Origin of the sequence: Achromobacter pulmonis (assembly GCF_002885955.2) — a bacterium.
Lineage (GTDB): Bacteria > Pseudomonadota > Gammaproteobacteria > Burkholderiales > Burkholderiaceae_B > Achromobacter > Achromobacter pulmonis_A.
Genome location: NZ_POQS01000005.1, coordinates 383,587 through 400,556 on the forward strand (window position 1 = coordinate 383,587; position 16,970 = coordinate 400,556).

Genomic DNA, 16,970 nt, shown 5'->3' on the forward strand with positions numbered 1-16,970 from the left:
TCCGTTTGGGCCAATGATATGCATGTTCAGTAAAACCTAATCGCCGTCGGCGCGCCGCCCCAGCGCGTAACCCACGGCCGCCGCGCCCAGCGCGAAGGCGGCGCCCAGCAGCGCGACCAGGGCCGCGCCGTGGCCCAGCATGTCCACGCCCGCCTTGACCCAGCCGCTGGCCGCGTCGCCGGCGCGGTAGACCACCGTGTCGATCACGTTCTTGGTCTTGTACTTGTCCTCGGGCGGGACCGTGGTGAACAGCATTTCGCGCCCGGGCCGGATGAGCGCGTATTCGCCCACGCGGCGCGCGATCATGACCGCCGCCAGCACGCCGAAGACCGGATACGCCGCCAGGACCAGGAACCCGGCCGCCATCGCCAGCGGCACCGCGGCCAGCAGGAAGCGCAGCCCCAGCCGCGCGGCCACGCGCCCGGTGACGAATACCTGCGACAGCAGCGAAAGCGACTGGACCGCGAAATCCAGCATGCTGAAGACCCGGATGCGCTGCGCCGTGTCGGGAAAGGCGTCGGCCACCAGCCGCGCCTGCTCCATGTAGAGAAAGGTGTTGAGCGTGGCCAGCAGGATCACCAGCAGCGAGATTCCCATCAGGTAGCGCGAGCGGAACACGCCCGACAGGCCAGCCAGGATCGAGCCTTCGATGGGACGCCGCATGTCGTCATTGGCCATTTCCGGGCGGTCGGCGGCGCGCCAGCGCAGCAGCCGGGCCTTGAGCGGCAGCGTCGCCGCCAGCAGCAGCGCCGACAGCAGCAACAGGCCGGCCGGGCCCAGCGCGCCGGCCAGCAGCCCGCCCAGCAGCGGGCCGCACAGCCCGCCCGCGCTGGCGCCGGCGGCGATCAGGGCGAACAGGCGCTTGGCCGATTCCATGCGGAACACGTCGGCCATCAGGCTCCAGGCGATGGAGACCACGAACAGGTTGAACACCGACAGCCACACGTAGAACACGCGCGCGGCCCAGGCGCTGCCGGGCAGCAGGTGCAGCACCACGCCGAAGCCCGCCATGGCCAGGGCGAACACGGCGTAGACCCAGCTCACCAATGTGGCGCGCGGCACCCGCGCCGACAGCCAGCCGAACAGCGGCGCCACCGCCAGCATGGCCACGAAGGTGGCGGTGAACAGCCATTGCAGCTGGTCCACGCCGGCCTGTATGCCCATGGTTTCGCGGATCGGGCGCAGCATGAAATAGCCGCAGAACAGGAAGAAGAAAAAGGCGAAGCCGCAGGCCGCCGGGCCCAGTTCGTCCTCGCGTATGCCCAGCGTCAGCGCCGCTCGGCCCCGCAGGGTGGCTGGGGGCGCCATGCCGTCAGGCCAGCAGGGCGGCGATGCGTTCGCGCAGCGCGGCGTCGGGCTGCTGGCCAAACCCCGCGCGGGCGTTGTCCGCCATGTTGGCCGGCTTGGAGGTGGCGGGGATCACCGCCGTCACGGCGGGATGGCCGATGATGAATTTCAGGAACAGCTGCGCCCAGGAGGTGCAGCCCAGCTCCGCGGCCAGCGGCGGCAGCGCCATGCCGCGCACCTGGCGAAACAGCGCCCCGTCCTGGAACGGCCGGTTCACCAGCACCGCCACGCCCCGCGCCTGGCAGGCCGGCAGCAGGCGCTTTTCGGCGTTGCGCGCGCCCACGGACAGGTTGACCTGTACGAAGTCGGGCCGCTCGCGCTCGACCTGCGCGGTCAGCTCGTCGTGCGCATGGTCGGCGTAATGCGTGATGCCGACGTAGCGGATCACGCCCTGGCGTTTGAGGTCGCGCAGCAGCGCCAGCTGGTTGGCGGTGTCTATCAGGTTGTGCACCTGGACCAGGTCCAGCTTGTCGCTGCCCAGCGCCTTTTGCGACTGGCGCAGCTGGCGCATGGCCGACTCGCGCCCCTGCGTGCTGATCTTGGTGGCCAGGAAGGCCTGCGACCACAGGCCGCCGTTGCGGGCCAGCAGCGCGCCGGTCACGGCTTCGGCGTGGCCGTAGCTCGGGGCCGTGTCGATCAGCGAGCCGCCCGCCTGCAACAGCGTGTCCAGCACCTGGGCCAGCGGCGCCAGGGCGGCGGCGTCGCCGGGCGGAACGTTGAAGGTGTCGGCCGTGCCCAGCCCTATCACCGGCAGCGCCTCGCCGGTGGCGGGGATGGCGCGCGTCAGCATGGGCGCCTGCCGGCTGAGCGCGCGGGCGGTCCAGGACGGGCCGAGCAGGGCGGCGCCGGCGGCGGTCTGGATGAAGCGGCGGCGGTTCGGCATGGCGCGGGCTTCCCGAATGAAAAAAGGGCCTACATGGAAATGTAGGCCCTTTGGACTGGCAGGCGGACGGCGATTACTCGCGGTTACCGCCGAAGATGCCCAGCAGCATCAGCAGGTTGGAGAAGACGTTGTACACGTCCAGGTAGATCGCCAGCGTGGCGGACACGTAGTTGGTTTCGCCGCCGTTGACCACGCGCTGCAGGTCCACCAGCATGAAGGCCGAGAAGATCACGATGGCCAGGACCGAGATGGTCAGCATCAGCGCCGGCAGCTGCAGGAAGATGTTGGCCAGGGCCGCCACCAGGATCACCACCGCGCCGATGAACAGGAACTTCTGCAGCCCCGAGAGATCGCGCTTGATGGTGGTGGCCAGCGTGGCCATGGTGCCGAACACGATGGCCGTGCCGCCGAAGGCCGTCATGACCAGCTGGGCGCCGTTGCCCATACCCAGCACGAAGCCGAGCAGGCGCGACAGCATGATGCCCATGAAGAAGGTGAAGGCCAGCAGCAGGGCGACGCCCAGCGAGTTGTTCTTGTTTTTCTCGATGGCGAACATCATCCCGAACGCGCCCACCAGGAACACGATCGCGGACAGGCCGGGGCTGGCGCCCATGACGGTGTTGATGCCGGTGTACAGGCCCACGGCGGCGCCCAGCACGGTGGGGATGAGCGACAGCGCCAGGAGCCAATAGGTGTTGCGCAGGACCTTGTTGCGCGCGACCTCGCCCGGCGCGCCGGCCAGCGCGCCGGAACGGTTAAAAGGGGACGGACGATATTCGTTCATGGAGAACTCCTGTGTGCGGCGAAATGACGATTGCCTAGAATTAGATGCGAAGGATACCTTACAGTTCCCTGAAGAATCCAGTTTCGTCAGGAATTAGACCAGACGCCGGGCGAAGGTTCCAGGCGGATCAACCCGGGCGCACGTCGCGCAGCACGCGGGCCACGATGACGGGCAGCTCGGCGTCCATGCGGGCCTGGATCTGTTCGACGGCGTCGGCCAGCGCCTGCTGCATGAGCTGTTCCACCTCGGCCTGCAGGCGGGCGCTGAGCACCGCCGGGTCGGGCAGGGGGACGGATCTGGCCGGCGCGGGCTGCGCCACTTCGGTCAGCACCGGAAACGCCTCGTCGGCGTCGTCCGCGCCCGGGTGTAGCGCGGGTTCGGCCCGCTGGGTCAGGGTGGGGATGCCGGGGTCGTAGCGGCGAGAGGGCATGTTGGCTCCCGAAAATCGATGGGGCGGCGCGCGGAGCGCCGGCTGCCGGTTCAGCCGCCGGCGGACTGGCGGCTGAGGTCGTGGCTGTGCGGCGTATGGCCGGCCCCCTGGTAGGCGCGCCAGCGCTGGCGCGCGGCCTGCTTGTCCTCGGGGTCGTCGGAGACGATTTCGAGCAGCCTTTCGAAGGCCTCGAAGCCGGGCGGGCAGTCGTTGTCCAGGTTCAGCAGCCAGGCGGGGGGCGGCTGTTCGCCCTGGCCCGCGGCCGCCGCGGCCTGCTGCGGATCGCCCGCCGTCAGCACCACCGGGGTGTCGGCCGCCAGCGGGTCGTTGGCCAGCACGTGCGGCACGAAAGACGTGTCGTCGAACGCCCACAGCATGCGGTCGAACGCGGCCAGGCGGCTGCCGTCTTTACAGTACACCACCAGCCGCTGGCCTGCCAGGTAGCGCTTGCGCACGACCTGGCAGGCCATGCGCAGGCGGTCCGGCGCGCCGAAGGCGAAATCGATGCGCGTCATGCCGGATACCGTCGCAGGCGCTTCAAGCCTGGTCCAGCAGGTACTGCATCAGCAGCGGCACGGGGCGGCCGGTGGCGCCCTTGTCCTTGCCGCCGCGCCAGGCGGTGCCGGCGATGTCCAGGTGCGCCCACGGATAGGCCGTGGCGAAGCGCGACAGGAAGCAGGCCGCCGTGACCGCGCCGGCCGGGGGGCCGCCGATGTTGGCCAGGTCGGCGAAGTTGGACTTCAGCTGTTCCTGGTAGGCCTCGTCCATGGGCATGCGCCAGGCCGTGTCCAGCGAGGCGCGGCCGGCGGCGGCCAGCGCCTCGGCCAGCGCGTCGTCCTTCGAGAACAGGCCGCTGTTGACGTTGCCCAGGGCGACCACGCAGGCGCCGGTGAGGGTGGCGATGTCGATGACGGCCGAGGGCTTGAAGCGCTCGGCGTAGGTCAGCGCGTCGCACAGCACCAGGCGGCCTTCGGCGTCGGTGTTGAGGATTTCGATGGTCAGGCCGGACATGCTGGTGACCACGTCGCCCGGCTTGTTGGCCTTGCCGCTGGGCAGGTTTTCGCAGGTCGGGATCAGGCCGACCACGTCCAGCGGCAGCTCCAGCTCGGCCAGGGCGCGGAACGAGCCCAGCACGCTGGCGGCGCCGCACATGTCGTACTTCATTTCGTCCATGGTGGCGGCGGGCTTGAGCGAGATGCCGCCGGCGTCGAAGGTGATGCCCTTGCCGACCAGCACGATGGGGCCGGGGGCGTTCTTCGCGGTCTTCTTGGCGGTCTTGCTGCCGGCGTGGCGCAGCACGATGAAGCGCAGCGCCTCGTCGGAGCCGCGCGCCACCGACAGGAACGAGCCCATGCCCAGCGCCTCGACCTGCTTCTTGTCCAGCACTTCGACCTTGAGCGACTTGAATTCGCGCGCCAGGCGCTTGGCGGTTTCGCCCAGGTAGGTGGGGGTGCAGATATTGCCGGGCAGGTTGCCCAGCGTGCGCGTCAGTTCCATGCCGTTGGCGATGGCGGCGCCTTCGCGCAGGCCTTTCTGGGCCTGGGCGGCGTCGGCGCGCTCGACGACCTGCACGATCTTCTTGAGCTTGGGACGGGCGTCGCGGTCGGGCTTGCCGAAGCTCGCGTCGTAATGATAGGTGGCGTTGCCGGCGGCGATGGCGGCGCTGCGCGCGCGGGCCGCGACGGCCACGTCGGCGATGGGGTTGGCGACCAGCGTGGACACGCCTTCGGCGAGCTGGGCGGCCACGCAGGCCGCGGCGAAGGCCTGCTCGGCCGAGGCGTGGGCGCGGGCCGAGTATTCCTCCTGCTTGCCCAGGCCCACCAGCACCACGCGCTGCGCGGTCACGCCGGGCAGGTTGCGCAGCGTCAGGGTCGAGCCGGTGCGGCCGCGGAACTCGGCCTTGACCACCGCGCGCACGGCGCCGTTGGAGGCGCGGTCGATGAGGTCGGCGGCCGGGCTCAGCACGCCTTCCGCATAGACGCCGACGGCCAGGGCGGCGGTTTTCACCTGGTGCAGGGAAGCAGTGGTCTGTGTGCTAAATTCCATGAGGGTTTCCCGTGTACGTCTGTGTATGATGCGGTCGATTATCCCGCATATTCTCCCATGTCTCTATTCAAACGATCGGTCGTCAGCGAGATCACCAGTCACGCTGTCGTTGTCTTCTCCACTCTGCTCGTCGTGTGGCTCAGCGTGTTGCTCGTGCGCCTGCTCGGCGAAGCCGCGGGAGGCAACATCGGGGCCGACGTGGTGCTGGTGCTGGCCGCGCTGTCGACCATCACGGCGCTGCCGACCGTGCTCGCGGTCTCCGTCTTCATCGCGGTCCTGACCACGGTCACGCGCAATTACCGCGAATCCGAAATGGTGGTGTGGTTCGCCAGCGGCCTGTCGCTGGCCGACTGGCTCAAGCCCGTGCTGCGCGTGGCCATTCCGGTGGCGCTGGCGGTGGCCGGGCTGACGCTGGTGGCCGCGCCGTGGGCCTATCGCCAGATCGGCGAATACCACGAACGCTTCGAGCAGCGCTCCGACCTGGCCAAGGTCACGGCCGGCCAGTTCGCCGAATCCTCCGGCGGCAGCCGCGTGTTCTTCGCCGAAGATCCGCTCGACGCCAGCGACGAGCTCGGCACCGTGTTCGCGCGCGAAACCGGTCCCGAATGGCTGAGCGTCCTGACCGCCAGCAGCGCGCACAGCGAAACGCAGCCCAACGGCGACCGCTTCCTGGTGCTGGGCGAAGGCCACCGCTACGATCTCAAGCCGGGCACGCCGGAACTGCGCCTGGTGCACTTCGAGAAATACGGGCTGCGCCTGGAAAGCAAGGCGGGCGCCGATCCGGTGGCCGAGGCCCGCGCCGCAGCCGAGCGCTCGTCCAAGGCGCGCACCACCATGCAGCTCATGGAAGACAACACCGACAGCAGCTGGTCGCAGGTCATGTGGCGCATCTCGCTGCCGCTGGCGGCGCTGAACCTGGCGCTGCTGGCGATTCCCCTCGGGGCGGTCAACCCGCGCCTGGGCCGCTCGGGCGACCTGCTCATCGCGGGCCTGGTGGGCCTGCTCTATATGAACCTGATCAACCTGTCGCGCGCCTGGATCTCGGGCGGCAAGCTCAGCTTCGGCGTGGGCGTGTGGGCCATCCACGGCGTGGTGGCCCTGTTGACGGTGTTCCTGCTGATGCGCCGCCTGCGCGTGAAGGCGCCGCGCAACAACGCCTGAGCCCGGCCGTCACGGCAGGTATTTCATGGTGCCGCGGCGGCCGGCCAGCAGGTCGGCGTTCTTCAATATCGACCTGCGGATGAACTCCCACAAGACCGTCACGCGCTTGAGCTTGCGCAGGTCTTCGTGGCAGTACATCCAGAACGAGCGGGTGATGGCCACCTCGTCCTCCAGCACCGGCTTGAGCCGCGGGTCCTGCGCGGCGATGAAGCAGGGCAGGATCGCCAGCGACTGGCCCTGCAGCGTGGCGTGGTATTGCGCCACCACGCTGGTGCTGCGCAGCACCACCTTGCTGGCCGGCAGCAGGTCTTCCAGATAACGCAGGCGTTCGCTGAACAGCAGCTCGTCCACATAGCCGATGAAGGAATGGCCGGCCAGGTCCGCGCGCGACGTGATCGGCGGGTGCCGGGCCAGGTAGCCCGGCGTGCCATACAGGCGCAGCGTGTAGTCGCACAGCTTGCTGCATACGTAAGGGCCGCGCTGCGGGCGTTCGATGGTGATGGCCAGGTCGGCCTCGCGCTTGGACAGGCTGACGAAGCGCGGCACCGGCAGGATGTCCAGCGTGATGTGCGGATAGCGCCGCTGGAAGTCGGCGGCCAGCGGCGTCAGCACATAGCTGCCGAAGCCCTCGGTGGCGCCGATGCGCAGATGCCCGGACAGCGCCTGGCCGATGCCCGACAGGTTCTCGCGCGCGGAGTGCACCGCGCTTTCCATCTGTTCGGCGTGGACGAAGAGGCGCTGGCCGTCGTCGGTCAGCATGAAGCCGGCGCTGCGCGATTTCTCGAACAGCAGCGTGTCCAGCTCCGCCTCCAGCGCGCGGATGCGCCGCGACACCGTGGTGTGTTCGACCCCGAGCTTGCGCGCGGCCGCGCTGACCCGCTGCGTGCGGGCCACTTCCAGGAAATACCGCAGACTGTCCCAATCAAGCACGATCCGGCGCTCCGCGCCCGCGCCGCCATGGCGGCGGCGGGCATCCATCCTATTGTTCATTCATGCACAAGGAATGTGCATTTCTGGCCTTGCTTGTTGATTTTCACACATCTACACTGGGTTGGCAGGTCCAGGGGGAACCCCCGGGGCCGCAGGCCGCAAAGACGGCGCAACAACGCATAAAACTCAGGAGACAAATCCATGAAATTGCACGCACGCGGGCTGGCCGCAGGGCTGTGTCTGGGCGCCGCCCTGGTCGCCCAGGCCCATGCGGCGGATAAGCCGCCGGTGAAGATCGGGATTCTGACCGATATGTCGGGCACCTACGCCGCCATGGGGGGCGCGGGATCGGTGGCTGCGGCCCAGTTGGCGATCGACGATTGCCTGGCCGCGGAGTGCAAGGGCATGAAGATCGAGCTGGTGTCCGCGGACAACCAGAACAAGGCGGACGTGGGCGCGGCCAAGGCGCGCGAATGGTTCGACCGCGACGGCGTCACCGCCATCGCCGACCTGACCAACTCCGCCGTGGCGCTGGCGGTGCAGGGCATCGCGCGCGAAAAGAACAAGGTCGTGATGTTCTCCGGCCCGGCCACCACGGCCCTGACCAACAAGGAATGCTCGCCGGTCGGCTTCCACTGGATGTTCGACACCTATTCGCAATCGGCCGGCGGCGCCAAGGCCACGGTGCGCGCGGGCGGCAAGTCCTGGTTCTTCATCACCGTGGACTACGCCTTCGGCCACTCGCTGGAAGCCGACACCGCCAAGGCCGTGCAGGCCCTGGGCGGCACGGTCGCCGGCAGCGTGCGGCATCCGCTGAACGCGCCCGACTTCGCTTCCTACCTGCTGCAGGCGCAAAGCTCCAAGGCGCAGGTGGTGGCGCTGGCCAACGGCGGCCAGGACACGGTCAACGCCGTCAAGCAGGCGCGCGAATTCGGCATCGTGGCGGGCGGCCAGCGCCTGGTGTCGCTGCTGATCTTCCTGTCCGACCTGCGGGCGCTGGGCCTGGAGAACGCCCAGGGGCTGTCGTACGTCGACGGCTTCTACTGGGACTACGACGACAACACCCGCCAATGGTCCGGACGCTTCGAAAAGGCCTTCCGCGGCCTCAAGCCCACCATGACCCAGGCCGGCGTGTATTCCAGCGTGCTGCACTACCTGCGCGCGGTGGCGGCTACCGGCAGCACCGACGGCAAGGTGGTGGCCGACAAGATGCGCGAGCTGCCCATCAAGGACCCGATCATGCGCAATGCCTCGATCCGTCCCGATGGCCGCGTGATCCACGATATGTACCTGTACGAAGTGAAGAAGCCCGCGGAATCCAAGGGCGGCTGGGACTATTCCAAGCTGGTGGCCACCATCCCGGCCGCCGAGGCCTTCCAGCCCCTGTCCGATTCCACGTGCCCGCTGGTGAAGAAATAAGGCAATGCGGGCGCCGCCCCCGCGGCGTCCGCTGAATCCATGAACGCGGAGTCCGCTCCGCATCGACTAGGCAGTGTGAGGAGCATCAAATGAGTGAAGTCCCGCGCGTTCCGCTATTGATCGGCGGCAAGCTAGTGCAGTCCAAAACCACCGAATGGCGAGACGTGATCAATCCCGCTACCCAGGAGGTCGTCGCCAAGGTTCCCTTCGCCACCCGCGAGGAACTGGACCTGGCCGTCTCCAACGCCAAGGAGGCCTTCAAGACCTGGCGCAACAGCGGGCAGGGCTTGCGCATGCGCGTCATGCTGAAGTTCCAGGAGCTGCTGCGCGCCAACACCGGCAAGCTGGCCGAGATGATCACCCGCGAGCACGGCAAGACCCTGCCGGACGCCGAGGGCGAAGTCGGCCGCGGCCTGGAAGTGGTCGAACATGCTTGTTCCATCGCCAACCTGCAATTGGGCGAATACGCCGAGAACGCCGCCACCGGCATCGACGTCTACACCCTGATCCAGCCGCTGGGCGTGTGCGCGGGCATCACCGCGTTCAACTTCCCGGTGATGCTGCCGTGCTTCATGTTCCCGATCGCCGTGGCTTGCGGCAACACCTTCGTGCTCAAGCCCTCCGAGCAGGACCCGACGTCCTCGCTGTTCCTGGCCCAGCTGGCGCTGGAAGCCGGCCTGCCGCCGGGCGTGCTCAACGTCGTGCATGGCGGCCCCGACATCGCCAACGGCCTGTGCGAGCATCCCGACATCAAGGCGGTCTCGTTCATCGGCTCGACCCGCGTGGGCACCGAGATCTACAACCGCGCCTCGGCCGCCGGCAAGCGCTGCCAGTCCATGATGGGCGCCAAGAACCACTGCGTGGTGCTGCCCGACGCCGATCCCGAAGTCGCGCTGAACCAGCTGCTGGGCGCCGCCTTCGGCGCGGCCGGCCAGCGCTGCATGGCCTCGTCCGTGGCCGTGCTGGTCGGAGAAGCGCGCAACTGGCTGCCCGACTTCGTCGAACGCGCCAAGAAGCTCAAGGTCAACGCCGGCACCGACCGCGCCGCCGACCTCGGCCCGCTGGTCTCGCCCAACGCCAAGAAGCGCGTCGAAAGCCTGATCCAGAAGGGCGTGGACGAAGGCGCCAAGCTGCTGCTCGACGGCCGCGAACTGAAGGTGGCCGGCTTCGAGCAGGGCAACTTCGTGGGCCCGACCATCTTCGAAGGCGTCACCGAGAACATGACCATCTACACCGAAGAAATCTTCGGCCCGGTCCTGTGCGTGGTGGGCGTCGAAACCCTCGAAGAAGCGGTGGAGTTCATCAACCGCAACCCCAATGGCAACGGCGTGGCGCTGTTCACCCAGGACGGCGGCGCGGCCCGCTACTTCCAGAACAACATCGACGTTGGCCAGGTCGGCATCAACGTGCCGATCCCGGTGCCGGTGGCCTGGTTCAGCTTCACCGGCTCGCGCGCCTCCAAGCTGGGCGACCTGGGTCCCAACGGCAAGCAGGCGGTGCAGTTCTGGACGCAGACCAAGACCGTCACCGCGCGCTGGTCGGCCCATGCCAAGAGTGTGAACACCACGATCACGATGCGCTGAAAGCGGGACGCCTTGCGCCTAAGCATATACAAATAAGTCATATAGCAAGGCGTCCTTATTACTTATAATTGGCCCGTCTAACAGGGGCCAATTCATGAACCTGCAGCAATTTCGTTTCGTGCGGGAAACCATCCGGCGCGACTTCAACCTCACCGAAGCCGCCCGGATGCTCTATACCTCTCAGCCGGGGGTATCCAAGGCGATCATCGAGTTCGAGGACGAACTCGGCATCAAGATCTTCGAACGCCACGGAAAACGCATCAAGGGGCTGACCAAGCCCGGCCTGGCGGTGTCGCAGGTCATCGACCGCATCATGCGGGAAGTGGACAACCTCAAGAAGGTCAGCGACGAGTTCGCGCGCCGCGACGAGGGCGGCCTGGTCATCGCCTGCACCCACACCCAGGCGCGCTACCTGCTGCCCAGGGTCATTCCGGCGTTTCGCAAGCAATTCCCCAAGGTCCACCTGTCGTTGGCCGAAGGCAGCCCCGCCCAGCTGGCGGAAATGGTGCTGCACGAGCAGGCCGACCTGGCGCTGGCCACCGAATCGCTGGCCCTGACGCCCGGCCTGGCCACGCTGCCGGTCTACGCCTGGGAGCACACGGTAGTGGTGCGCCCGGACCATCCCCTGGCCGAACTGACCTCCAGCGCCGCCAAGCGGCTGACGCTGGCGCAGTTGGCCGAATACCCCATCGTCACCTATGACCGCGCCTTCACCGGCCGCACCACCATAGACGAGATCTTCGCCAACCAGGGCATACACCCGGACATCGTCCTGGAAGCCATCGACGCCGACGTGATCAAGACGTACGTCGACGTAGGATTGGGCATAGGCATCATCGCCGGCGTGGCCTACGACCCGCGGCGCGATTCCAACCTGGTCGGGCTGGCCGTGGGCCACCTGTTCGGCACGCATACCACCCGTGTGGGCGTCAAAGCGGGCGTGTTCCTGCGGGACTACGTCTACACGTTCCTGGAAATGCTGGCGCCGTCCCTGACCCGCGCGGTGGTGACCGAAGCCGTGCAGGGAAGCCCCAAGTAGGCTTGGCATGCCTTCGCGGGCCACCCGCACGGCGCCTTCGGGCGCCATTTTTTTTGTCGATCCGGGGATCTCGCTATCCCCGTTCAGGGGCTCATAAAAATAATTAAATAAGAACCGATCTCATTTGGGTTGACTAAAAAATGGGAATCATTATCATTACTACCAGTCTCAACGACCCAGCGAGGTTCATCATGACCGCAGGACTCAGTGCAGTGATAGTGGGCGCCGACCGCCTCGGCAACATTCCCGACCTACTCAAGGGGCACAACATTTCGATCACGCACCACATCAGCGGGCGCGATCCTTCGCACCAGAAAAAAACCTTGCAGCTGCCCTCGGGCACCCAGCTCGTCATCCTGCTGACCGACTTCCTCGGCCACAACGTCATGAAGACCTTCCGCAACGCGGCGCAACGCGGCGGCATCCGGGTCGTCGCTTGTCGCCGCTCGGTATGCAGCATGCAGCAGGCGCTGCAGCAGTGCGGCCTGTGCGCGCACGCGGGCACGGTGCACTAGGCAGGTCCTGCCGCCGGGGCAAGCTGGGTAGACCCGCTGCCGGCAGGCCGCAAGATCAAGGCAAAACGCCGCCGGACTTCGCAGTCCGGCGGCGTTTTGCTTGTGCGTTATCCGGGGGGCGGGCGGATCAGTTGGCCGCGCGGGCCGAGGCGATCAGGCTGTTGTCCAGGCGGCGGGCGCCGTTATAGCGCTTGGCCCAGTAGGTCATGGTCATGTTCTCGACGCGGACCACGCCGCCGGAACTGGGCGAGTGCACGAAACGGTCGTCGCCAAGATAGATGCCGACGTGCGAATAGCGGCGGCCCAGCGTGTTGAAGAAGACCAGGTCGCCGGCCTTCAGTTCGCTCTTGTCGATGACGGTGCCCTGGCGCGCCATTTCGGCGGCGTTGCGCGGCAGTTTCAGGCCCAGCGAGCGTTCGGCCGTGTAGGTGACCAGGCCGCTGCAATCGAAACCGGTGTCGGGAGAACTGCCGCCGAAGCGGTAGCGGATGCCGAGGTAGTTCAGCGCTTCGCTGACCATGGCGTTGTCGCTGTCGACGCCGGTGTGGGGCTTCTGGCGCTCGCGCTTGAATTTCTGCGCCACCAGCATGCCGATGGGGTCGTAGCTGGCGGTCAGCGCGCCGGATTCGTAGGGATCGATTTCCGACGTATAGGCGGTAGACTTTTGACTTGTGCCGGCACAGCCGGCCAGAACCACGCACGCCGCCAGCGCCAGCAATTGCAGACTGCGAGGCAGACCGCGGCTTGCTTGGCCCGGGGATGAATTCAGTCGCGCGCGTGTGGAGTGTCGATGCATTCGCCTGGGGAAGATCCGCTGATGACGGCAGAAAACACGGCGATCACCGTGAATCTGGCCAAGATGTCAGCAAAATCAACATTTTTGTACAACTTCGCGGGGATTCTACCAAACTTTCAAGTCCGGTTTGTGACGTTTGTGTCACTTTAAGGACTTTAATGTCCATGCAGCGTGGACGTCGGGCAGAATGTTTTGACTTGCGGCAAGCCTCGTGCAAGGTTCGCCTACCAAAATGTGGCTGAAAGATTCCAGAAAAAAGCAATCAGCCCAAAGGCGGAAGAAAGATAACAGGAGACATAAATGCAAAAAACCCGGGATTTCCATTACCGCTCGGTACATGACCGCGACGCGTTCTGGCGCGAACAGGCCGACCGCGTGCATTGGGAGACGCCGTTCGAGTCCGTGCTGGACTTTTCGCGCCCGCCGTTCGCCAAGTGGTTCACGGGCGGGCGCACCAATCTCTGCTACAACGCGGTCGACCGCTGGCTGCCGACCCAGGCCGACAAGCCGGCCCTGATCTGGGTCTCCACGGAAGTGGACCGCGAGCGCGTCTATACCCGCCAGGAGGTCTATGACGAGGTCAACGCGGCCGCCGCCATGCTCAAGGAACTGGGCGTGGGGCGGGGCGACCGGGTGCTGCTTTACATGCCGATGGTGCCGGAAGCCGTGTTCACCATGCTGGCCTGTGCCCGTATCGGCGCGGTGCATTCGGTGGTGTTCGGCGGTTTCGCCTCGGTCAACCTGGCGCAGCGCATCGACGATGCGGCGCCCAAGGTGGTGGTCTGCACCGACGGCGGTTCGCGCGCCGGCAAGGTGGTGCCGTACAAGCCGCTGCTGGACCGCGCGCTGGCCCTGGCCAAGTCGCCGCCGGCCTCGGTCGTGGTGTTCGACCGCGGCCTGGCGCCGTTCGAGCCGGTGGCCGGGCGCGACCTGGACTACGCCACGCTGCGCCAGCGCCACCAGGGCGCGCGGGTGCCGGTCGAATGGCTGGAGTCGTCCGAGCCCAGCTATATCCTCTACACCTCCGGCACGACCGGCAGGCCCAAGGGCGTGCAGCGCGACACCGGCGGCTACGCCGTGGCGCTGGCCTCGTCCATGGAATACCTGTTCAACGGCAAGGCCGGCGACACCTTCTTCTGCACCAGCGACATCGGCTGGGTGGTGGGCCATTCCTATATCGTCTACGGCCCGCTGATCGGCGGGCAGGCCACGGTGCTGTACGAAGGCACGCCGGTGCGTCCGGACGGCGCGATCCTGTGGAAGCTGGTCGAGCAGTTCGGCGTCAACACGCTGTTCTCGGCCCCGACCGCGGTGCGCGTGCTCAAGCGCCAGGACCCCGAACTGCTCAAGCGCCACGACCTGTCTTCGCTGCGCGCGGTCTACCTGGCGGGCGAGCCGCTGGACGAGCCTACGGCGCAATGGATCTCCAGCGGCCTGGGCAAGCCCATCATCGACAACTACTGGCAGACGGAGTCGGGCTGGCCCATCCTGTCGGCGCAGCCGGGCGTGGAAAAGGTGCCCACCCGCTATGGCAGCCCGTCGTTCCCGGTGTACGGTTTCGACGCGCGCATCGTCAGCGAATCCACCGGCGAGGACCTCGGGCCCGACCAGAAGGGCGTGGTGGCCATCGTGCCGCCGCTGCCGCCCGGCGCCATGTCCACCATCTGGGGCGACGACGAACGCTTCGTGCAGACCTACTTCACGTCCATCCCGGGTCGCCAGGTGTATTCGACCTTCGACTGGGGCCTGGTCGACGCCGACGGCTACTGGTTCATCCTGGGCCGCACCGACGACGTGATCAACGTGGCCGGCCACCGGCTGGGCACGCGCGAGATCGAGGAATCGGTCAACAGCCACAGCGCCATCGCCGAATGCGCGGTGGTGGGCGTGGCCGACTCGCTCAAGGGGCAGGTGGCGATGGCCTTCGCCGTGCTCAAGAATCCCGCCGGCGCCGAGACGCCGGAGGCGGCAAAGCAGCTGGAAGGCGATATCATGCGGCTGGTGGAAGATCAGCTGGGAGCGGTGGCCCGACCCGCCAGGATCAGGTTCGTGGGCGCGTTGCCCAAGACCCGCTCCGGCAAGGTCCTGCGCCGCGCGATCGTCGCGGTATGCGAAGGACGCGATCCCGGAGATCTGACCACCATAGAAGATCCAACCGCCCTGGAACAGATAAAGGAGTCGCTGCAATGAATACCAAGCCCGTGCTGAGCGCCGAAGACGTCAAGAAGATCCTGGCCGCGGCCGAAGCACACGCCCTGCAGAACAAGTGGGCCGTCACGATCTCCGTGGTCGATGACGGCGGCCACCTGTTGGGCATGCTGCGCCTGGACGGCGCGGCTCCGATCTCGGCGCACATCGCTCCGGCCAAGGCCAAGACCGCGGCGCTCGGCCGCCGCGAGTCGCGCGTCTACGAAGAGATGATCAACAACGGCCGCTACTCGTTCCTGTCGGCCCCCTCGCTCGACGGCCTGCTCGAAGGCGGCGTGCCGGTCGTGGCCGATGGCCACGTGGTCGGCGCGGTCGGCGTGTCCGGCGTGAAATCGAGCGAGGACGTGCTGATCGCTCAGGCAGGCATCGCCGCGCTGGGCCTATGAGCCGCCGGGCCGCCCCAATGGCGAATACCGGAGTGCGCAGCACGAAGGCTGCCCTATGAGCGATGGCATGCCGCCGCAGGCGCCGTCCGGCGCTTGCGCGAAAAACGCCGGGGCAGGCGACGACAGTCCCCTGAACCCCGGCGTGGCCAGGCGCGAAGTCTGGGCCTGGGCCATGTACGACTTCGCCAATTCCGGCTACACCACCGTGATCCTCACGGCGGTGTTCAGCACTTATTTCGTCGGCGTGGTGGGCGGGCGCGCCCCGTGGGCCACGCTGGCTTGGACCGCGGCGCTGTCGCTGTCCTATCTGCTCATCATGCTGACCATGCCCAGCCTGGGCGCCCGCGCCGACGCGCGCGCCGGCAAGCGCCGCCTGCTCTACGCGAGCACGGTGGGCTGCGTCGCGGCCACGCTGATGCTGACCCAGGCGGGTCCGGGCGACGTCTGGCTGGCGCTGGCCGCCATCGTCGTCTCCAACTACTGCTATTGCGTGGGCGAGTCGGTGGTCGCGGCCTTCCTGCCCGAACTCGCCAGGCCCTCGGCGCTGGGGCGGGTCTCGGGCTGGGGCTGGAGCTTCGGCTATTTCGGCGGCATGCTGACGCTGGGCCTGTCGCTGCTGGTCGTGACGCAGGCCGAGGCGCGCGGCGCGGGCGCCGAGCAATTCGTGCCCTGGGTCGTCGTCGTCACCTGTACGGTGTTCGCGCTGGCGGCGCTGCCGTCTTTTTTCATGCTGCGCGAGCGCGCCCGGCCGCAGCCCGGCCAGACGCAGGCGCTGCACATGCTCAAGCGCCTGGCCTACGCCTGGCGCGAGACCGGACAGCACTTTCCCGAGTTCCGCCGGCTGCTGATGTGCATCGCCTGCTACCAGGCCGGCATCTCGGTGGTGATCACGCTGGCGGCCGTCTACGCCTCGGAAGTCATGGGCTTCACCACGCCCCAGATCATGCTGCTGGTGTTCACCGTGAACATCGGCGCGGCGGCGGGCGCGTTCTCGTTCGGCTACGTGCAGGACCGCATCGGCCACAAGCCGGCGCTGGCCATCACGCTGGCCGGCTGGATCGCGATGGTGCTGGTGGCCTACGCCGCCGTGACCGCGCCGGTGTTCTGGGTGGCCGCCACGCTGGCCGGGCTGTGCATGGGCACGACCCAGAGCGCGGGCCGGGCCATGACGGGCGCGCTCGCGCCCGCGGGCCGGCTGGCAGAGTTCTATTCGCTGTGGACCTTCGCGGTGCAGCTCGCCGCCGTGATCGGTCCGCTGACCTATGGCCTGGTGACCTGGGCCACGCACGGCAACCATCGCCTGGCGATCCTGGTGACCGGCCTGTTCTTCGTCGGCGGCCTCATCCTGCTGGCGCGCGTGGACGTGCGCAGCGGCCTGGCGCGGCGGGGCGCCTGACTCGCGAAAGCGCCGCCGCGGCTGCTATCCTTATGGTCTGCCCAGCG

16 protein-coding genes are annotated in these 16,970 nt (G+C 67.5%); 8 read left to right on the forward strand and 8 right to left on the reverse strand.

Going from position 1 to position 16,970, the window contains the following annotated elements:
* Positions 1-36: 36 nt before the first annotated feature.
* The 6 genes from C1I89_RS20660 to C1I89_RS20685 all read right to left on the reverse strand — a co-directional run bounded on the left by C1I89_RS20660 (position 37) and on the right by C1I89_RS20685 (position 5,490).
* Complete coding sequence (locus C1I89_RS20660; RefSeq protein WP_102774558.1) at positions 37-1,308, reverse strand: NTP/NDP exchange transporter; 1,272 nt, start codon at positions 1,306-1,308, stop codon at positions 37-39.
* Positions 1,309-1,312: 4 nt separating this feature from the next.
* On the reverse strand, positions 1,313-2,230 hold the full coding sequence (locus C1I89_RS20665) for an aldo/keto reductase (RefSeq protein ID WP_102774433.1): 918 nt from the start codon (positions 2,228-2,230) through the stop codon (positions 1,313-1,315).
* 73 nt (positions 2,231-2,303) lie between these two features.
* Positions 2,304-3,014: a Bax inhibitor-1/YccA family protein gene (locus tag C1I89_RS20670; protein WP_102774434.1), complete on the reverse strand. Its 711-nt coding sequence runs from the start codon at positions 3,012-3,014 to the stop codon at positions 2,304-2,306.
* 127 nt (positions 3,015-3,141) lie between these two features.
* On the reverse strand, positions 3,142-3,444 hold the full coding sequence (locus C1I89_RS20675; protein WP_102774435.1) for a hypothetical protein: 303 nt from the start codon (positions 3,442-3,444) through the stop codon (positions 3,142-3,144).
* A gap of 50 nt (positions 3,445-3,494) precedes the next feature.
* Positions 3,495-3,959, reverse strand: a complete 465-nt coding sequence (locus tag C1I89_RS20680) for a DNA polymerase III subunit chi (RefSeq protein WP_102774436.1) — start codon at positions 3,957-3,959, stop codon at positions 3,495-3,497.
* A 22-nt stretch (positions 3,960-3,981) separates the two neighbouring features.
* Complete coding sequence (locus tag C1I89_RS20685; RefSeq protein ID WP_102774437.1) at positions 3,982-5,490, reverse strand: leucyl aminopeptidase; 1,509 nt, start codon at positions 5,488-5,490, stop codon at positions 3,982-3,984.
* Positions 5,491-5,547: 57 nt separating this feature from the next.
* Between C1I89_RS20685 and lptF the strand changes: the two genes are divergently transcribed.
* Positions 5,548-6,651 carry an LPS export ABC transporter permease LptF gene (gene lptF / locus C1I89_RS20690; RefSeq protein WP_102774438.1) on the forward strand — a complete coding sequence of 368 codons (1,104 nt, stop codon included), beginning with the start codon at positions 5,548-5,550 and terminating at the stop codon, positions 6,649-6,651.
* Positions 6,652-6,660: 9 nt separating this feature from the next.
* Here the strand turns inward: lptF and C1I89_RS20695 are convergent, their stop codons facing one another.
* A complete protein-coding gene (locus C1I89_RS20695; RefSeq protein ID WP_102774559.1) occupies positions 6,661-7,581 on the reverse strand; it encodes a LysR family transcriptional regulator in 921 nt (306 codons plus the stop codon).
* A gap of 201 nt (positions 7,582-7,782) precedes the next feature.
* Between C1I89_RS20695 and C1I89_RS20700 the strand changes: the two genes are divergently transcribed.
* The 4 genes from C1I89_RS20700 (at position 7,783) to C1I89_RS20715 (ending at position 12,137) form a co-directional block, all read left to right on the forward strand.
* Entirely contained in the window at positions 7,783-9,000 is a 1,218-nt protein-coding gene (locus C1I89_RS20700) for an ABC transporter substrate-binding protein (protein WP_102774439.1), read from the forward strand.
* An 89-nt stretch (positions 9,001-9,089) separates the two neighbouring features.
* Positions 9,090-10,583, forward strand: a complete 1,494-nt coding sequence (locus tag C1I89_RS20705) for a CoA-acylating methylmalonate-semialdehyde dehydrogenase (RefSeq protein ID WP_102774440.1) — start codon at positions 9,090-9,092, stop codon at positions 10,581-10,583.
* Positions 10,584-10,677: 94 nt separating this feature from the next.
* On the forward strand, positions 10,678-11,622 hold the full coding sequence (locus tag C1I89_RS20710; protein WP_102774441.1) for a CysB family HTH-type transcriptional regulator: 945 nt from the start codon (positions 10,678-10,680) through the stop codon (positions 11,620-11,622).
* Positions 11,623-11,813: 191 nt separating this feature from the next.
* Positions 11,814-12,137 carry a DUF2325 domain-containing protein gene (locus C1I89_RS20715; RefSeq protein ID WP_102774560.1) on the forward strand — a complete coding sequence of 108 codons (324 nt, stop codon included), beginning with the start codon at positions 11,814-11,816 and terminating at the stop codon, positions 12,135-12,137.
* Positions 12,138-12,264: 127 nt separating this feature from the next.
* On the opposite strand, the gene C1I89_RS20720 is transcribed toward C1I89_RS20715, so the two are convergent.
* Positions 12,265-12,933 (reverse strand): C40 family peptidase, encoded by a 669-nt coding sequence (locus tag C1I89_RS20720; protein ID WP_168202247.1) that lies wholly within the window; start codon positions 12,931-12,933, stop codon positions 12,265-12,267.
* A gap of 300 nt (positions 12,934-13,233) precedes the next feature.
* Between C1I89_RS20720 and C1I89_RS20725 the strand changes: the two genes are divergently transcribed.
* From C1I89_RS20725 to C1I89_RS20735, 3 genes are all read left to right on the forward strand, one after another.
* Positions 13,234-15,123 carry a propionate--CoA ligase gene (locus C1I89_RS20725; protein WP_102774443.1) on the forward strand — a complete coding sequence of 630 codons (1,890 nt, stop codon included), beginning with the start codon at positions 13,234-13,236 and terminating at the stop codon, positions 15,121-15,123.
* Positions 15,120-15,527, forward strand: coding sequence for a GlcG/HbpS family heme-binding protein (locus tag C1I89_RS20730; protein ID WP_102774444.1), 408 nt, complete (start codon positions 15,120-15,122; stop codon positions 15,525-15,527). The genes C1I89_RS20725 and C1I89_RS20730 overlap by 4 nt, the downstream gene beginning before the upstream one ends.
* A 67-nt stretch (positions 15,528-15,594) precedes the next feature.
* Complete coding sequence (locus tag C1I89_RS20735; RefSeq protein WP_440130654.1) at positions 15,595-16,923, forward strand: MFS transporter; 1,329 nt, start codon at positions 15,595-15,597, stop codon at positions 16,921-16,923.
* Positions 16,924-16,970: the final 47 nt, after the last annotated feature.